Raw genomic sequence first — 18468 nt, forward strand, 5'->3', positions numbered from 1 at the left:
CGCCATGCCCGAGGACACCACACCGGCCGAGGACACCAAGCTGGTCGAGTACCTGAAGTGGGTGACGGCCGACCTGCACCAGACCAGGCGCAGACTCCGGGAGGTCGAGTCCGGCCGCCACGAGCCGGTCGCGATCGTCGGCGTGGCGTGCCGGTTCCCCGGCGGCGTCAGCACCCCCGAGCAGCTCTGGGAGCTGGTCGCCGACGGCCGGGAGGGGATCGTGCCCTTCCCGACCGACCGCGGCTGGGACCTCGACCTGCTCGCGGGCGAGGGCCCAGGGCACAGCGCCACCCTGCGCGGCGGCTTCCTGCGCGACGTGGCCGACTTCGACGCGGGCTTCTTCGGCGTTTCCCCCCGGGAGGCCCTGGTAATCGACCCGCAGCAGCGGCTGCTGCTGCACACCGCGTGGGAGGCATTCGAGCGGGCCGGGATCGACCCGACCGCGCTGCGCGGCAGCCGGACGGCGGTGTTCGCGGGCACCGACGGGCAGGACTACGCCTCGCTGGTGTTCAACTCCGTGGCGGACTCGGAGGGCCACGCGGGCACCGGCATCGCGGCCAGCGCCATCGCCGGGCGCCTGGCCTACACCTTCGGCCTGGAGGGGCCCGCGGTCACCGTGGACACGGCGTGCTCGTCGTCGCTGGTGGCGCTGCACCTGGCCGCCCAGGCGCTGCGGGCGGGGGAGTGCGACCTGGCGCTGGCCGGTGGGGTGACGGTCATGTCGACCTCGCTGCGGTTCGCGGGCTTCACCCGGCAGGGCGCGCTGGCCTCCGACGGCCGGTGCAAGGCGTTCGCCGACAGCGCCGACGGCACCGGCTGGTCCGAGGGCGTCGGCGTGTTCGTGCTGGAGAAGCTGTCCGACGCCCAGCGGCTCGGCCACCCCGTGTGGGCGGTCGTGCGCGGCTCGGCGGTCAACCAGGACGGCGCCTCCAACGGGTTCACCGCCCCCAACGGGCCGTCGCAGCAGCGGGCCATCCAGCAGGCACTGGCCAGCGCCGGTCTCGCCGCCGGTGAGGTGGACGTGGTCGAGGCGCACGGCACCGGCACCAAGCTCGGTGACCCGATCGAGGCGCAGAGCCTGCTGGCCACCTACGGCCAGGACCGGGAGCGGCCGGTGCTGCTGGGCTCGGTGAAGTCCAACATCGGCCACACCCAGGCTGCGGCGGGCGCGGCCGGGGTGATCAAGGCCGTGATGGCGATGCGGCACGGCGTGGTGCCCCGGACGCTGCACGTGGACGCCCCGTCGTCCCACGTGGACTGGACCGGCGGTGCCGTGGAACTGGCGACCGAGGCCGTGCCGTGGCCGGAGACCGGGCGCCCGCGCCGGGCGGGCGTGTCCTCGTTCGGGGTGAGCGGCACCAACGCGCACACGATCCTGGAGCAGGCCCCCGACGGCGCCGAGGTGCCCGAGCCCACCGGAGAGGCCGGGGTCGTGCCGTGGGTGGTGTCGGCGAAGTCCGCCGCGGCCCTGCGCGACCAGGTGGCCGCGCTGGTGCAGCGCGTCGGGCGGGAACCGCGGTGGCGCGCGGCGGACGTGGCGGTCGCGCTGGCCCGGCGCAGCCGGTTCGAACACCGGGTGGCCGCCACCGGCACCACCGCGGGCGATCTGGCCGCGGCGCTGTCGGCGTGGAGCACGGCGGGCAGCGCCCCGGGCGCGGTGGCGGGAACGGCCGCGCGCGGCAGGCTCGGCGTCGTGTTCACCGGGCAGGGCTCGCAGCGCCTGGGCATGGGCCGCGAGCTGTACCGGCGGTACCCCGTGTTCGCCGAGGCCTTCGACGCCGCGGTGGCCGCGGTGGGCGCCGGAGTCCGGGACGTCATGTGGGGCACCGACGCCGAGGCGCTGGACCGGACGGGGTGCGCGCAGCCCGCGCTGTTCGCGCTGGAGGTAGCGCTGTACCGGCTGGTGGAGTCCTGGGGCGTCACGCCCGACTTCGTCGGCGGGCACTCCCTCGGCGAGGTCGTCGCCGCGCACGTGGCCGGGGTGCTGTCGCTGGCGGACGCGGGTCGCCTGGTGTCGGCGCGGGCGAACCTGATGCAGGCGCTGCCGGAGGGCGGCGCGATGCTCGCCGTGGCCGCGTCGGAGGCCGACGTGCTCGCGGTGCTGCCCGACGGCGCGGCCCTCGCCGCGGTGAACGGCCCGGCGGCCACGGTCGTCTCGGGGGCGGCGGCGGCCGTCGCGGAGGTCGCCGCCGTGGCTGTCGAGCGCGGCTGGAAGCACAAGCGGCTCGCGGTCTCGCACGCCTTCCACTCCCCGCTGATGGACCCGATGCTGGACGGCTTCGCCACCGCCATCGCGGACGTCACCTTCGCGCAGCCCGCGCCCGGCCTGATCTGCGGTGCCCCGACCGACCCCGGGTACTGGGTGCGGCACGTGCGCGAGCCCGTCCGGTTCGCCGACGCGGTCGCGGCCATGGTCGACGGCGGCGTGACCACCTTCCTGGAACTGGGCCCCGACGGCACGCTGTCGGCGATGGTGCCCGGGGCGGTCGAGGGCGCCATCGCGGTGCCGCTGCTGCGCGGGGACCGCCCCGAGGAGGAGTCGGCCGTCGCCGCGCTGGCCGCGCTGCACGTGCGCGGCGTGCCCGTGGACCTCGGGGCGCTGCTGCCCGGGGCCCGGCCGGTGGACCTGCCGACCTACGCCTTCCAGTACGCCCGCCACTGGCCGCGGGCCCGCTCCGGCGCGGCCGACGTCACCGGGGCCGGGCTGGACCCCGTGGCGCACCCGCTGCTCGGCGCCGCCGTGGCCCTCGCGGACGAGGACGGAACCGACGACGGAGCCCTGGTGCTCACCGGGCGGCTGTCGCTGGCCACCCACCCGTGGCTGGCCGACCACGTCGTCGCCGGGGGCGTCGCCCTCCCCGCCACCGGCTTCCTGGAGCTGGCGCTGCGCGCGGCCGACGAGGCGGGCTGCGACGCCGTCGAGGAGTTGACCATCGCCGCCCCGCTGGCGCTGCCCGAGTCGGGCGGGGTCGCGGTGCAGGTGCGGGTCGCGCCCGCCGACGAGCGGGGCCGCCGCCGCGTGGACGTGTTCTCCCGCCCCGAGGGCGGCGCGGACCCGTGGACGCCGCACGCGAGCGGTGTGCTCGGCGCGGACGCCCCGGCGGGCGCGACCGTGCCGTGGCCGCCCGCCGACGCCGAACCCGTCGACCTCGACCACCACTACGACGGCGCCGAATACGGGCCGGTGTTCCGGTGCCTGCGCGCGGCCTGGCGGGCGGGGGACACCGTGTTCGCCGAGGTGGCCCTGCCCGACGCGGTTGCCGACGCCGACGCGTTCGGCGCGCACCCGGCGCTGCTGGACTCGGTGGTGCAGGCCGTGGCGTTCCTGCCCGAGGCCGACGGCCGGGTGCTGGCCCCGTTCTCCTGGCAGGACGTCTCACTGCACGCCTCCGGTGCGGCGCTGCTGCGGGTGGCGGTCACCTCCCTCGGCGGCGACGCCGTGTCCGTCGCGGCGGTGGACGCCGCGGGCCTGCCGGTCCTGTCGGTGGGCTCGCTGGCGCTGCGCGAACCGGTCGCGGCCGGTCCGGTGCGCCGCGGGTCCGACTCGCTGTTCCGCCTCGACTGGGTCCCGGTGCCGACCGCGCCGGTGGCCGGTCGTCGCTGGGCCGTCCTCGGTGCCGACACCTCCGGCTACGGTGAGGCCCTGGTCCGCGCGGGCTGCCAGGTCATCGCCTACGGCGACACCGCCGCCACCGTCCTCGCGGCCGAGCCTGAGTTCGTGCTCGCCCCGATCACCGGCGACTCCGTGCAGGAGGCCACGGCCGCCGCGCTCGCGTCGGTGCTGGCGTGGCTGGCCGACGAGCGCGCCGACGACGTGCCGCTGGTGTTCGCCACCCGCGGCGCGGTGTCCGGCGCGGACGTCCCGGCGGCAGGCGCCTGGGGCCTGGTGCGGGCCGCCCAGGCCGAGAACCCCAGCCGGTTCCTGCTGCTCGACGTGGACGGCACCGACGCGTCCGCCGCGCTCGTGGCCACCGCCCCCGCCCTGCTGGCCGAGGGCGAGACGCAGGCCGTGCTCACCGGCGGCGCCGCCGCTGTCGCCCGGCTCGCCCGCTTCGACGCCGCACCGGAACCCAGGACCTGGGACCCGCACGGCCGGGTGCTCATCACCGGCGGCACCGGCGGCCTGGGCAGCGCGCTCGCCCGGCACCTGGTCACCGCGCGCGGCGTGCGCGAGCTGCTGCTGGTGAGCAGGCGCGGCGAGCAGGCCCCCGGCGCGCGGGAGCTGGTGGCCGAGCTGACCGGGCACGGCGCCGACGTGGTGCTGGTCGCGTGCGACGTGGCCGACCGCGACGCGGTGGCCGCGCTGCTCGCCGAACACCCCGTCCGGTCGGTCGTGCACACGGCCGGGGTGCTCGACGACGGTGTGCTCACCACCCTGACCCCGCAGCGGTTGGCGGCGGTGCTGCGGCCCAAGGTGGACGCCGCGCGGCACCTGGACGAACTGGCCGGGGACGTGGACGCGTTCGTGCTGTTCTCGTCGATCTCCGGGGTCCTGGGCAGCGCGGGGCAGGGGAACTACGCCGCGGCCAACGCCGCGCTGGACGCGCTCGCCGCCCGACGGCGGGCCGCGGGCCGCCCGGCGCTGTCGCTGGCCTGGGGCGCCTGGGCGCAGGACGCGGGCATGACCGGGTCGCTGTCGCAGGCGGACCTGCGGCGCATGGCGAACTCGGGCTCCACGCCGCTGACCGTCGAGCAGGGCATGGCGCTGTTCGACGCGGCGACGGCCACCGACGAGGCGCTGCTCGTGCCGCTGGCGGTGAAGGCGGGCGCCCGGGGCGGCCCCGGCACCCACCCGGCGCTGCGCGGCCTGCTGCGGGCCCCCCGGCGGCGCACCGCCGCCGACGCGTCCGAGGTGTCCACCACGACGCTGCGCGACCGGCTGCGCGGGCTCTCGCCCACCGGGCAGGAGGAGGTGCTGCACGAGCTGGTCTCCGGCTACGCGGCGGCCGTGCTGGGGCACGCCGACGCGAGCGAGGTCGACCCGGAGCGCGACTTCCTGGAGTCCGGCTTCGACTCGCTGATGTCGGTCGAACTGCGCAACCGCCTCGCCGACACGGTCGGCCTGCGGCTGCCGAGCACCGTCGTGTTCGACCACAAGACCCCCGCTGAGCTGGCGCGGTGGCTGCGCGGGCAGCTCGCGGGCCAGGTCGACCTGTCGGCGTCGAAGCCGGGCGGCTCCCCGTCCGACACGATCGGGCGGATGTTCTTCGACGCCGTGCGCGACGGCAAGATCGAACGGGGGTGGACGGTGCTCAAGGCCATCGCCGACCTCCGCCCGGAGTTCGACACCCCCGCGGAGCTGGACGAGCTGCCCGCGCCGGTCACGCTCGCGGAAGGCCCGACCGGGCCGAGGCTGATCTGCCTCAGCGCGCCAGTGCTCACCGGCGGGGTGCACCAGTACGCGCGCATCGCCGCCCACTTCCGGGGCGAACGCACGGTGCAGGCGCTCCCGCTGGTCGGCTTCGCGGCGGGGGAGAGCCTGCCCACCTCGGCCCTGGCCATCGCCAGGGCCGCCGCGGAGAGCGTGCTGCACGCGGGCGACGGCGACCCGTTCGTCCTGGTCGGCCACTCCTCGGGCGGCGCCCTGGCACTGGCCGTCTCCGGCCTGCTGGAGCAGATGTGGGGCGTGCGCGCCGACGGCGTGGTCATGCTCGACACCCTCAGCGTGCGGCACAACCGGGAGGACCCCATCGATTACCAGGTGCTGGCCAGGATGTTCACCGAGGAGATCGACTCGCCGTCGGTGGCGGTGGACAGCACCCGGCTCTCGGCCATGGCGCGCTACCTCAACCGCATGTCCGCCCTGGACGCCCCGCCGACCACGGCCCCGACCCTGCTGGTGCGGTGCGCCAGGCCGCTGTTCGACACCGCCGACGCGAGCACCGAGCACGAGCAGCAGCGGCTGCTGGTCCCCGCGGACGCGGTGGTGACCATCGAGGCGGACCACTTCTCCCTGGCCCAGCAGGACTCCCCGGCCACGGCGGCGGCCGTGAAGGAGTGGTTGGCCACCCTGTGAGGTGACCCACCGCGGTCGACCGGCCGTCATCGGAGCCGGAATCGGTCGACCGCGGTGTGGCTGTCCGGTGGGCCGCGCGGCGCGGTGCGGCCCGACCACGACAGCCGAGCACGACGAAGCCCCGGTCCCTGAGTGGGACCGGGGCTTCGCCGTGCCCGGCTCAGGTGGTCAGCGTGATCGCCCCGGACGGGCAGACGTTCTCCGCTTCTTGGGCGGCGTCGACCTCGTCGCCCGTGGGCTCGCCGTTGAGCAGCACCACCATCGCCGCCTCGTCCTGGTCGAACAGCGCGGGGGCGGCCAGCACGCACTGGCCCGCGCCGACGCAGCGACCGGAGTCCACATCGATCCTCATGTTCCCGCTCCTCTCGTGGTCACCAGCGGACCGGCAGCGCGTGCAGGCCGAAGATGGTGCCGTCGTACTTGAACGGCAGGGCGTCGACGTCGGCGTCGATCGCCAGCGTCGGCACCCGCCGGAACAGCGTCCGGTAGACGATGTCCATCTCGGCCCGCACCAGGTTCTGCCCCAGGCACTGGTGCACCCCGTAGCCGAAGGCCACGTGCTGGCGCGCGGACCTGCCCGGGTCGAACTCGTCGGGCCGCTCGAAGGCGGCCAGGTCGCGGTTGGCGCCCGCGATGAGCGGCATGATGCCCTCCCCGGCCCGGATGAGCTGACCGCCGACCTCCACGTCCTCGACCGCCACCCGCAGCGAGACGAGGTCGGCCACCGAGTGGTAGCGCAGCAGCTCGTCGGCCACGCGCTCGTCACCGATCCACTGGGGGTTCGCCAGCAGGGTCACCACGCCCAGCGCGATGTTGTTCGCGGTGGTCTCGTGCCCGGCGATCAGCAGCAGCATGATGACGCCGGTCAGCTCCTGCGGGCTGAGCACGCCGGTGGCCAGCAGCCGCGACACCAGGTCCTCACCCGGGCGCTTCTGCTTCAGCGCGATGAGCCTGCCGATGTAGCGCAGCAGCTCCCGCACGGCGAGGTCGCGCTCGTCCTCGGTGCTGGCCTTGAGGTCCACCAGCGTCCTGGTGCGCGACTCGAAGAAGTCCCGGTCCACGAACGGCACGCCCAGCATGGTGGAGATGACAAGGGACGGCACCGGCAGCGCGAACTCGGCGACCAGGTCGGCCGAGCCGCCCAGCTCCAGCATCCGGTCCAGGCAGCGGTCGACCGTCTCCTGGATGAGCGGTCGCCACTCCTTGATCCGCCGCACGCTGAACTCCGGGATCAGCGCCTTGCGGAACCGGTCGTGCTCGGGCGGGTCGATGCCGACGAACCACCCGGGGATCTGCTCCTGGCTCGGCACGCCGCCGGTCCTGGCGACGCTGGGGAAGCCCTCGCGGGACGGGTTGGAGCTGATCCGGCGGTCGGTCAGCACCGCGCGCACGTCCTCGTGCCGCGTCACCAGCCACACCCTGCTCCCCGTCGGCAGCTCCGAGCGGACCAGGCCGGGCCGCTCGCGGAACTCCGCGTACGGGCACGGCGGGTAGGGCGCGCCGGGCACCCGGACCGGGAACGCCGTGATCTCCTGGTCGGAAACCGTCATGTGCACAACACCCCAATCACTTCGCGCCGTAGAAGGCGCGGACCCGGCCGATGACGAAGTCCTGGTCGGCCGCGGTCAGGTCGGTGTAGGTGGGCAGGTAGCAGCCGTCCGCGCTGAACCGGGTGGCGTTGAGCCCCGGCCACACCGGGTCGCGGTACATCGGCTGCTGGCTCATCGGCTTGAAGAACACCCGGGTCTCGATGCCCTCGGCCGCCAGGTGCGCGCACAGCTCCTCGCGCCGCTCGGCCCGCAGGTCGTACATCCACAGCACGTCGCGCTGCGGCATCAGGGTGATGCCGTCGACGCCGTCGAGGCCCTCGTCGTAGCGGCGTTCGATTTCCTTGCGCGCGGTCAGGATCTCGTCGATCCGCTCCGCCTGGGCGAGCGCGACCGCTCCTTGCAGCGCGGTCATCCGGAAGTTGTAGCCGATCTTCTTGTGCAGGTAGTCGCGGTTCCTGGTGAACGCCATGGACCGCAGGTGGGCCATCTGCCCGGCCAGGTGCTTGTCGCCGGTGAGGCAGATGCCGCCCTCGCCCGCGGTGATGATCTTGTTGGCGAACAGGGAGTAGCAGGCCACGTCGCCGACCGGCTTGATGCCGTGCGCCTCGGCGAAGTCCTCCACCACCCGCAGGTTGTACTCGAAGGCGATCTCCATGACCCGGTCCATCGCGCAGCGCCTGCCGTTGACGTGCACCGGCATGATCGCCTTCGTCCGCGGCGTGATCTTGTCCTCGATCAGGTCCGGGTCGATGTTCAGGTCGTCGCCGCAGTCGACGAACACGGGGGTGGCCCCGGTGTAGGTGACCGCCCACGCGGAGGCGACGAAGGTCATCTCCGGCACGATCACCTCGTCGCCGGGTCCGATGCCCATGGCGCGCAGCGCGAGGGTGAGCGCCGCGGTGCCCGAGGAGCACGCGACGCCGTGCGCCACCGCGTTGTACCGGGCGAACTCCTCCTCGAAGCGCCGGACGTGGGAGCCGTGCGCGGAGATCCACCCGCTGGTGACCGCCTCGGTCACGTAGGCCAGTTCGGCCCCGGTCATGCTGGGCCGGGACACCGGGTACTCGATCGCCATCATGCCCTCGCGCGGTGGTCGGTCGTCGGGGTCGTGGGGGTTGTCGGGGTCGCGGCCAGCGCGGGCAGGTCCAGCACCAGGTCGGTCGCCGCCGCCGCGCCGCCCGCGGCGCGCAGCAGCCCGCTGAAGTGCCGGGCGCGCTCGGCGAAGGAGGGCTCGGTCAGCACCCGGGTGAGGGCACGCTCGATGTCGTCCACCCCGGACCGGTGCGGGTCGACCGTCAGGCTCACCCCGAAGTCCGCGCCACGGGTGGCCGTGTCGTGGCAGTCCACCCACAGTGGACGGATGACCATCGGCTTGCCGAAGTACAGGCCCTCGTGGAAGCCGTTGCCGCCGCCGTGGGTGAGGAACAGCTTCACGCTCGGGTGCGCGAGGACGTCGAGCTGCGAGGGGACCCAGCTCTCCACGCGCACGTTCGCGGGCAGCGGTCCGTCGGGCAGCAGCTCCTGCTGGGCGTGCGACAGCTTCCACAGGAAACTGGTCGTGCCGGACATCCGGCGGGCCACCTCCAGGAAGTCGGCGACCTGCCCGCGGGTGAGCCGGGTGGTGGTGCCCAGGCCGACGAACACCACGGACCCGCGCTCGGTCAACCACTCGTCCAGGCCGCTGTCGTCGTCCGGGGCCTGCGGAAGCGGCGGGATCAGCGCGCCCACCATGCGCATGTTGTCCGGCACGGTGAACGGGTAGTCCAGCTCGGCCAGGGAGGTCACCAGGACCAGCGCGGCGTGGTCGATCTTCGCGGTGAACTTGCGCGCCTCGGGCGCCACACCCAGCTCCGCGCGGGTCCGCTTGTCCTTGCGCAGCATCCGCATCATGGCCGGGTCGAGGAAGATGCCCAGGGTGCGCCACCGGAACAGGCGGTTGGCGACGCGCTGGCGCAGCGTCATGTCGATCGACAGCCCCGAGTGCGGGACCGGGAAGTCGGCGCCGGTGTACTTGTGGCCGAACGGGACCGGCGAGACGACGTAGTTGCTCGGCAGGAACGGGACCACCAGGACGAACGGGATGCCGCGGGTGATCGCGATGTCCACCGCGTACGCGGTGAGGCTCTCGACGACCATCAGCGCGGGCCGGACCTCGTCGACGATCTGCTCCAGGCGCTTGTACTTGGCGACGTGCAGCGCCGGGTCGTAGGTGTGCCGGATCAGGGCGGCGTGCGCGGCGAACCGGTCCGGACCGGTCACCTCGGCGTAGACGTCGTCGTCCCACGTGGAGACCGAGAGCTGCGGCACCACGTCGCCCAGTGGGGCGAAGCGGACCTCGGAGGCGGCCGACAGCGACTCGACGTCGCCGCGGCGCTCCTCGTCGGTGGCGAACCACAGGTCCTCGACGCCGCGCCGCGCGAACTCGCCCGCGATCGTCTGCACCGGGTTGAACAGGCCGCTCTCTGGCAGGCTGACGAACAGGATCGGCCGCGGACTTGCTGGCATGGGGATGACACCTTTCGGGCGGGCTGCTCCACGGGCGCGTGCGCCCCCGAGGGTCTTTTGTCCCACCGCGGCGGGTGGGAATTCCCTAGACCGGGCCCGGTCCCGCACCCTGGCGAAAACGCGTTTCCTGTAGGGAAAACCGTGTTGCACCGCCCATACGCTGCGTCGCTGTGACCCAGTTGTGCCTGCCAGTGCGGGGGCGGTCCGAGCGTCAGGGGAGGAACCGGCATGAATGACCCGGTGGTCGTCGTGGGCACCGCGTGCAGGCTGCCCGGCGGCGTCGACTCGCCCGAGCGGCTGTGGCGGCTGCTGTGCGACGGTGGCGACGTGTTCGGCCCGTTCCCCACCGACCGCGGCTGGGACACCGACGCGCTGTACGACCCCGACCCGTCGGCGCCGGGGCGCAGCTACGTGCGCGAGGGCGGGTTCCTCGCCGGGGCGGCGGAGTTCGACGCGGCCTTCTTCGGGATCTCCCCGAGGGAGGCCGAGGCGATGCACCCGCAGCAGCGGCTGCTGCTGGAGGTCGTCTGGGAGGCGCTGGAGCGCGCGCGGATCGACCCCACGACCCTGCGCGGCAGCGCGACCGGCGTGTTCGTCGGCGCGGAGTCGCACGAGTACGGGCCGGGCCTGCTCAACGCCGACGGCGCGGAGGGGCACCTGCACACCGGCACCGCGGCGGGTGTCACCTCCGGGCGGATCGCCTACGCCCTCGGCCTGCGCGGGCCGGTGCTCACCGTGGACACCGCGTCGTCCGGTTCACTGGTCGCCCTGCACCTGGCGGTGCGGGCGGTGCGCGACGGCGACTGCGACCGCGCCCTGGTCGGCGGCGTCGCGGTCATGCCGACGCCCGCGGCGTTCCTCGCCTTCAGCAGGCAGCGCGGCCTGGCACCCGACGCGCGGCCGAAGCCGTTCGGCGCGGGCGCGGACGGGACGGCCTGGAGCGAGGGCGTCGGGGTGCTGCTCGTCGAGCGCCTGTCCACCGCGCGCGCCGAGGGCCACCGGGTGCTGGCCGTGGTGCGCGGGTCGGCGATCAACTCCGACGGCGACTCGGCCGGGCTCACCGCACCGAGCGAGCGGGCCCAGCGCGAGGTCATCGCCGCCGCGCTGGCCGACGCGGGCCTGCGACCGTCGGATGTGGACGCCGTGGAGGCGCACGGCACCGGTACGGCCCTCGGTGACCCCGTGGAGGCCCGCGCGCTCATCGCCGCCTACGGGCAGGACCGCGACCGGCCGCTGTGGCTGGGCTCGGTGAAGTCCAACTTGGGGCACACGCAGGCGGCGGCGGGCGTGCTCGGCGTGGTGAAGGTGGTGGAGGCGCTGCGGCACGGCGTCCTGCCCGCGACCCTGCGCGCGGAACCGCCGACACCGCGCGTGGACTGGTCGACGGGCGCGGTCGAACTCCTCACCCGGCAGCGCCCGTGGGACAGCGGCGACCGGCCGCGGCGGTGCGGTGTGTCGTCCTTCGGGTTCAGCGGCAGCAACGCGCACGTCATCCTGGAAGAGGCCCCACCGGCCGCCCCGGACACCGGTTCGGCGGTGGAGTGGCTGGACCCGGCCGTGCCCTGGGTGCTCTCGGCGAGGTCGCCGGAGGCCCTGCGCGGGCAGGCCGCGCGGCTAGCCGAGACCTCCGGCACCGCCGGGGACGTCGCCCTGTCGCTGGCCACCACCCGGGCGCGGCACGGGCACCGGCTCGCGGTCACCGGCCGCGACGGGGACGCGCTGCGGTCCGCGCTCGCGGCCTGGGCGCGGGACGGGGGCGCGCCCGGCGCCGTCTCCGGGGTGGCGGGCGGCGGGCGGGTGGGCGTGGTGTTCACCGGCCAGGGGGCGCAGCGCCTGGGCATGGGGGGCGAGCTGTACGCCCGGTTCCCGGTGTTCGCGGTGGCCTTCGACGAGGTGGCCGCCGAACTGGATAGGCACCTGCCGGGTTCGCTCCGGGACGTGGTGTGGGGTTCGGACGCGGAGGCCCTGAACGCCACGGAGTGGTCGCAGCCCGCGCTGTTCGCGCTGGAGGTGGCGCTCTACCGGCTGGTCGAGTCGTGGGGTGTGCGCGCGGTCGCGGTCGCGGGCCACTCGCTGGGCGAGATCACCGCCGCGCACGTGGCCGGTGTGTTCGACCTGCCTGACGCCTGTCGCCTGGTGGCCGCCCGGGCGACGCTGATGGGTGCGTTGCCTCCCGGTGGTGCGATGCTCGCGGTGGCCGCCACCGAGGACGACATCACCCCGCTGCTGGGCGACGCGCTCGCGGTGGCCGCCGTGAACGCCCCGGCCGCCGTGGTCGTGTCCGGCCCGGCCGAAGCCGTGACTGAGCTGGGCGAACGGGCGGGTGAACGGGGGTGGAAGTGCACCCGCCTGACCGTCTCGCACGCCTTCCACTCCCCGCTGGTGGAACCGGTGCTCGCGCCGTTCGCGGCGGCCGTCGCCGACCTCGCCTACGCCGAGCCGGTGATCCCGCTGGTGTCCAACGTGACCGGTGCGGTGGCCGAGCCCGGCCTGCTGAGCACCCCCGGGTACTGGGTCGACCACGTGCGCCGCACGGTGCGCTTCGCCGACGGCGTCCGCGCCCTCGACGAGCTGGTCGACGTCGTGTTGGAGCTGGGTCCGGACGGCCCACTGACCGCCATGGTCCACCGCACCGCCGACGTGCCCGTGCTGCCGTTGCAGCGCCGGGACCGGCCGGAGGAGGACACCGCCGTCGCCGCCTTGGCCGCGCTGCACGTCCGTGGCGTGGACGTCGACTGGCCTGCCCTGTTCGCCGGTACCGGCGCGACCGCCGTGGACCTGCCCACCTACGCCTTCGACCGCCGCCGCCACTGGCTCACCGGACCCGGGGCCGCCCCGACCGCCCCGGTCCCCGTGCCCGTGGCCATCGGGGGATTCGCCGGGCGCCTGCGGGCGCTGCCGGACAACGAGCGCGGTCCCGCCGTCCTCGACGCCCTCCGGGGGCACGCCGCCGCCGCGCTCGGCCACGCCGACACCGCCGCGATCGACCCGGCCACCGCGTTCCGCGACCTCGGGTTCGACTCGCTGATCGCCGTCGACCTGCACCAGCGGCTGGTGGACGCGCTCGGGCTGGCCCTGCCCGCCTCGCTGGTCTACGACCACCCGACCCCCGCCCGGCTCGCGGACTTCCTGCTGGCCGCCGCCCTGGGCGAGGAGCCGGGGGATGCGGAGGCCGCTCCCACGGTCCCCACCGACGAGCCGATCGCCATCGTGGGCATGGCCTGCCGGTTCCCCGGCGGCATCGCGGGCCCGGAGGACCTGTGGGCGGTGGCGGCCGAGGGCCGCCAGGTGACCGGGGACTTCCCCACCGACCGCGGCTGGGACCTCGACGCGCTGTTCGCCCCCGGCCCGGACGGCGCCCCGGCCGTGGCCACGCGGCGCGGTGGCTTCCTGGCCGACGTGGCCGGGTTCGACGCGGGGTTCTTCGGCATCGCCCCCCGTGAGGCGGTGGCGATGGACCCGGCGCAGCGGCTGCTGCTGGAGACTTCGTGGGAGGCCGTGGAACGCGCCGGGGTCGACCCGACCTCGCTGCGCGGCACCCGCACGGGCGTGTTCGTCGGCACCTTCGGCGGCGGCTACGGCTCGCTGCTCGACGGGCGGGGCGACGCGCGGGGGTTCATCATGACCGGGACGACGCCCAGCGTCCTGTCCGGTCGGCTGTCGTACGTGCTGGGCCTGGTGGGACCCGCGCTGACCGTGGACACCGCGTGCTCGTCCTCGCTGGTGGCGCTGCACCTGGCGGCGCAGGCCCTGCGGGCGGGGGAGTGCTCGCTGGCGCTGGCGGGCGGGGTGACCGTCATGTCCACCCCGGACAGCTTCCTGGAGTTCACCCGGCAGGGCGGCCTGGCCGCCGACGGCCGGTGCAAGGCGTTCTCCGATTCCGCCGACGGCACCGGCTGGTCCGAGGGTGTCGGGATGCTCGTGGTGGAGCGGTTGTCGGATGCCCGCCGCAACGGTCACCGGGTGTTGGCGGTGGTGCGGGGTTCGGCGGTGAACCAGGACGGGGCGTCGAACGGTTTGACGGCGCCGAATGGTCCGTCGCAGCAGCGGGTGATCCGGGCGGCGCTGGCGAGCGCCGGTCTGGGTGCGTCCGATGTGGACGCGGTGGAGGCGCACGGCACCGGTACCAGGCTGGGTGACCCGATCGAGGCGCAGGCGCTGCTGGCGACCTACGGGCGCGACCGGGAAACCCCGCTGCTGCTGGGCTCGTTGAAGTCCAACCTCGGCCACTCGCAGGCGGCGGCGGGCGTTGCCGGTGTGATCAAGATGGTGCAGGCGCTGCGGTTCGGCGTCCTGCCGAGGACACTGCACGTGGACCAGCCCTCGTCGCGCGTGGACTGGTCGGCCGGACGGGTGGAACTGCTCACCGAGGCGGTGGACTGGCCCGCCGTGGACCGGCCCCGTCGGGCCGCCGTGTCCTCCTTCGGCGTCTCCGGCACCAACGCGCACGTGATCCTGGAGTGCCCGGCCGAGCCGGTCGCGGTGGTGGAGGCCGACCGGTCGGCGGTCGTGCCGTGGGTGCTGTCGGCCAGGACGCCGGAGGCGCTGCGAGCGCGGGCGGAGCGGTTGTCCGCGGTGGACGCGGCGCCGGTCGACGTGGCGTCGGCGCTGCTCGGCACCCGGGCGGTGTTCGACCACCGGGCCGTCGTCGTCGGACAGGACCTGCGGCGCGCGTTGGCGGCGGTAGCCGGGGGTGTCGAGGACGAGGGTGTGGTGACCGGTGTGGTCGCGCCCGAGGTGGCCTCGTCGCCGGGGCCGGTGTTCGTGTTCCCCGGTCAGGGCAGCCAGTGGGTGGGCATGGCCCGGGAACTGGTCGCGTCGTGCCCGGTGTTCGCGGAGTTGCTCGACGAGTGCGCGCGGGCGTTGGCCCCGCACGTGGAGTGGGAGTTGTCGGATGTGCTCGGTGACGCGGACGCGTTGTCCCGGGTGGAGGTGGTGCAGCCGGCGTTGTGGGCGGTGATGGTGTCGTTGGCGGGGTTGTGGCGGTCGTGGGGGATCGAGCCGTCGGCGGTGGTGGGGCACTCGCAGGGTGAGATCGCGGCGGCGGTGGTCGCGGGGGCGTTGTCGCTGGAGGACGGGGCGCTGGTCGTGACGGCGCGCAGCGCGTTGATCGCGGGCGTGCTGGCGGGCACGGGCGGGATGGTCTCGGTGGCTGCCACTCCGGAGCGGGTCGTCGAACTGGGTGGTCAGATCGCGGCGGTCAACGGGCCCGGTTCGGTCGTGGTGGCGGGTGCGGCGCCGGAGTTGGACGCGTTCGTGGCCCGCGCCGAGGCCGAGGGCGTGTGGGTGCGGCGGATCGCGGTGGACTACGGGTCGCACTCGGTGGAGGTGGAAGCGCTGCGGGAGCGGCTGCTGGAGGTGTTGGCCCCTCTCCGACCGCGTGAGCCGGAGGTGCCGTTCCCGTCCACGGTGGCCGGTGGGCGTCCCGGTCTGGTCGACGCCGAGTACTGGTACCGGAACCTGCGGGAGACCGTCGAGTTCGAGCCCGCCATCCGGGACCTGCTGGCCCGCGAGCACGCGATCTTCATCGAGGTCAGCCCGCACCCGGTGCTGACCGGCGCGGTGGAGGCGACGGCCGAGACCGCGGGCGTCGAGGTCGTGGCGACCGGTTCCACCCGCCGCGAGCGCGGCGGTGTGGAGGTGCTGCACTTGGCCCTGGGGCGGTTGTGGACGCGCGGTCACCCGGTGGACTGGACGGCCCTGGTGCCCGCCGGGCAGCACGTCGACCTGCCCACCTACCCCTTCGAGCACCAGCGGTTCTGGCCGGAGCGCGACACCGCGGGCGACGTGTCCGGCGCCGGTCTCGACCGGGCCGGGCACCCGCTGCTCGGCGCGGTGGTCGACCTGTCCGACGGGGACGGCGTGGTGCTCACCGGCAGGCTGTCCGCGACCGAGCAGCCGTGGCTGGCCGACCACGTCGTCGCCGGGCGCGTCCTGTTCCCCGGCACCGGTTTCGTGGAACTCGTGGTGCGCGCGGGAGACGAGGTGGGCTGCGGGCTGCTGGCCGAGCTGACCATCGAGGCGCCGCTCGTGCTGCCCGAGCGCGGTGCGGTCCGGGTGCAGGTCGCGGTCGGCGCGGCCGACGACACCGACCACCGCCCGGTGAGCGTGTCCTCCTGGGCCGACAGCGCGTGGACCCGGCACGTCGCCGGTCAGCTCGCCCCCCGGGCCACCCCGCCGGACACCGCGTTCGCCCGCGGGCAGTGGCCGCCCGCCGGCGCCGCGGCCGTGCCGGTGGACGACTGCTACGAGTTCCTGGCGGGGGTGGACCTGGACTACGGACCGGCGTTCCGGGGCGTGCGCGCCGTGTGGCAGCGCGACGGCGAGGTCTTCGCCGAGGTCGCCCTGCCCGACGTCGCGGCGGACCGCGCAGGCGCCTTCGGCCTGCACCCGGCGCTGCTCGACGCGGCGGTGCAGGTGTCCTTCCTCGGCGACCTGGGGATCACCCCCGGCGCGCTGCCCTTCGCCTGGCAGGACGTGTCGCTGCACGCGTCCGGCGCCGCCGAACTGCGGGTGCGCCTGGCCCGCACCGGTTCCGGCGTGTCCATCACCGCCGCCGACGGGACCGGTTCACCGGTCGCGGCCATCGGGTCGCTGACCCTGCGCCCGGTGGCCGCCACCGCGGCGGCCCGCCCGCACGACTCCCTGTTCGAACCGCACTGGACGCCGCTGCCCGAGGCGGACCCGGTCGACCCGACGATCGTGGTGGAGTTCCCGCCGTCCTCCGGTGACGTGGTGGCCGCCGCGCACGCCGCGGCGGCGAAGGCGCTCGCGGCCGTGCAGGAAGCGCTGACCGCCGACGACGGGCAGCCCCGGCTGTTCGTGACGCACGGCGCGGTGACCGGCGACGACCTCGCGGCGGCCACCGTGTGGGGACTGGTGCGCACCGCCCAGACGGAGAACCCGGGCAGCTTCCTGCTGCTGGACCTGCCGGAGGACGGCGACCTCGCGGCCGCGCACGGCGCGCTGGTCGCCTCCGGTGAACCGCAGGGGTGGGTGCGCGACGGCGTCGTGCACGCCGCCCGCCTGGGCCGCTTCGCCCATCCTGCCCCCGACGAGCCCGCGCCGACCGGCACGGTCCTCATCACCGGCGGCACGGGCGGCCTCGGTCGCGCCCTCGCCCGGCACCTCGCCGAGCGCGGTGCGACCAGGCTCGTCCTGGCGTCCCGGCGCGGTCCCGCCGCCGGAGGTGTCGCCGAACTCGTCGCGGAGCTGGCCGACTTGGGCGCCGAAACCCGGGTCGTGGCCTGCGACCTCGCCGACGGCGCCGCCACCCGCGCACTGGTCGCGGACATCCCCGACCTCACCTCCGTCGTGCACACCGCGGGCGTCCTCGACGACGGCGTGCTCGGCTCGCTGACACCGCAGCGGTTGGCGGCGGTGCTGCGGGCCAAGGTCGACGCGTCCTGGCACCTGCACCAGGCGACCGCGGACCGACCGCTCGCGCACTTCGTCCTGTTCTCCTCGGTCATGGGCGTCCTCGGCGGGGCGGGGCAGGCGAACTACGCGGCGGCGAACACCTTCCTCGACGCGCTGGCCGCCCACCGCCACGCGCGGGGCCTGCCCGCGACCTCGCTGGCGTGGGGCTTCTGGGCGCAGGCCACCGGCATGACTTCGGCGCTGTCCGACGCGGACACCGCCCGGATGGCGCGCGACGGCCTGGCCCCGATCCCCGGCGGGCAGGGCATGGCGCTGTTCGACGCGGCGCTGGCGACCGGTGCCCCCGCTCTCGCGCCGGTGCGGTTCGACTTCGCGGCGCTGCGGGCGCGGGCCGAGGTGCCTGCCGTCCTGCGCGGCCTGGTCGGCGGTCGCCGCGCCGCCGCCCCCGCCGCGGAAACGGCGTCGCTGTCCACGCGGCTGGCCGGTGTGGCACCCGAGGACCGCCCGCGCCTGGTGCTCGACGTCGTGCGGGGGGAGGCGGCCGCGGTCCTCGGGCACGGCTCGGCCGCCTCGATCGACCCGTCCCGCCACTTCCGGCAGTTCGGCTTCGACTCGCTGACCAGCGTGGAACTGCGCAACCGCCTCAACGCGGCCACCGGCCGCAGGCTGCCCGCCACGCTGCTGTTCGACTACCCGACCCCCGCCCAGGTCGCGGACCACCTCGTCGGCGAACTGGCCCCGGCCGAGCCGAGCGCCGCCACCGGGTCGCCCCTGGCCGAGCTGGCCCGGCTGGAGGCGGCCATCGCGGCCGCGAACGGTTCGGCCGACCACGCGGACCTGGCCGAGCGGCTGGAGCAGATCAGCAGGCGGCTGCGGCAGGCGGCGGTCCCGACCGAGACCGGCCAGGCCACCGAGGCAGAGATCAACTCGGTGGCCATCGACGAGCTGTTCACGATCATCGACCAGGAGCTGGGCGCCTCCCGGGACTGACCCGCCCCCCGATCCCGCTGTCTTGGA

The 18468-nt window shown here is 75.1% G+C and carries 4 protein-coding genes and 2 pseudogenes; 2 read left to right on the plus strand and 4 right to left on the minus strand.

The window, feature by feature from the left end; genetic code table 11:
• Positions 1–31 precede the first annotated feature (31 nt).
• Positions 32–6016: pseudogene (locus DFQ13_RS13200) on the plus strand (SDR family NAD(P)-dependent oxidoreductase); the annotation flags it as partial.
• 160 nt (positions 6017–6176) lie between these two features.
• On the opposite strand, the gene DFQ13_RS13205 reads toward DFQ13_RS13200, so the two are convergent.
• Genes DFQ13_RS13205 through DFQ13_RS13220 form a run of 4 tightly spaced genes read right to left on the minus strand, consistent with a single transcriptional unit; the run spans position 6177 to position 10071 of the window.
• On the minus strand, positions 6177–6368 hold the full coding sequence (locus DFQ13_RS13205) for a ferredoxin (protein ID WP_035287527.1): 192 nt from the start codon (positions 6366–6368) through the stop codon (positions 6177–6179).
• A 19-nt stretch (positions 6369–6387) separates the two neighbouring features.
• Complete coding sequence (locus DFQ13_RS13210; protein WP_035287525.1) at positions 6388–7566, minus strand: cytochrome P450; 1179 nt, start codon at positions 7564–7566, stop codon at positions 6388–6390.
• 16 nt (positions 7567–7582) lie between these two features.
• Complete coding sequence (locus DFQ13_RS13215; protein ID WP_035287523.1) at positions 7583–8641, minus strand: DegT/DnrJ/EryC1/StrS family aminotransferase; 1059 nt, start codon at positions 8639–8641, stop codon at positions 7583–7585.
• The gene (locus DFQ13_RS13220; RefSeq protein ID WP_052021789.1) at positions 8641–10071 is read right to left on the minus strand and encodes a glycosyltransferase; all 1431 of its coding nucleotides are present in this window, start codon (positions 10069–10071) and stop codon (positions 8641–8643) included. The genes DFQ13_RS13215 and DFQ13_RS13220 overlap by 1 nt, the downstream gene beginning before the upstream one ends.
• Positions 10072–10302: 231 nt before the next feature.
• On the opposite strand from DFQ13_RS13220, the pseudogene DFQ13_RS13225 reads away from it, so the two are divergent.
• Positions 10303–18441, plus strand: a pseudogene (locus DFQ13_RS13225) (SDR family NAD(P)-dependent oxidoreductase); the annotation flags it as partial.
• Positions 18442–18468: the final 27 nt, after the last annotated feature.

It is taken from the genome of Actinokineospora spheciospongiae (assembly GCF_003182415.1).
GTDB lineage: Bacteria > Actinomycetota > Actinomycetes > Mycobacteriales > Pseudonocardiaceae > Actinokineospora > Actinokineospora spheciospongiae.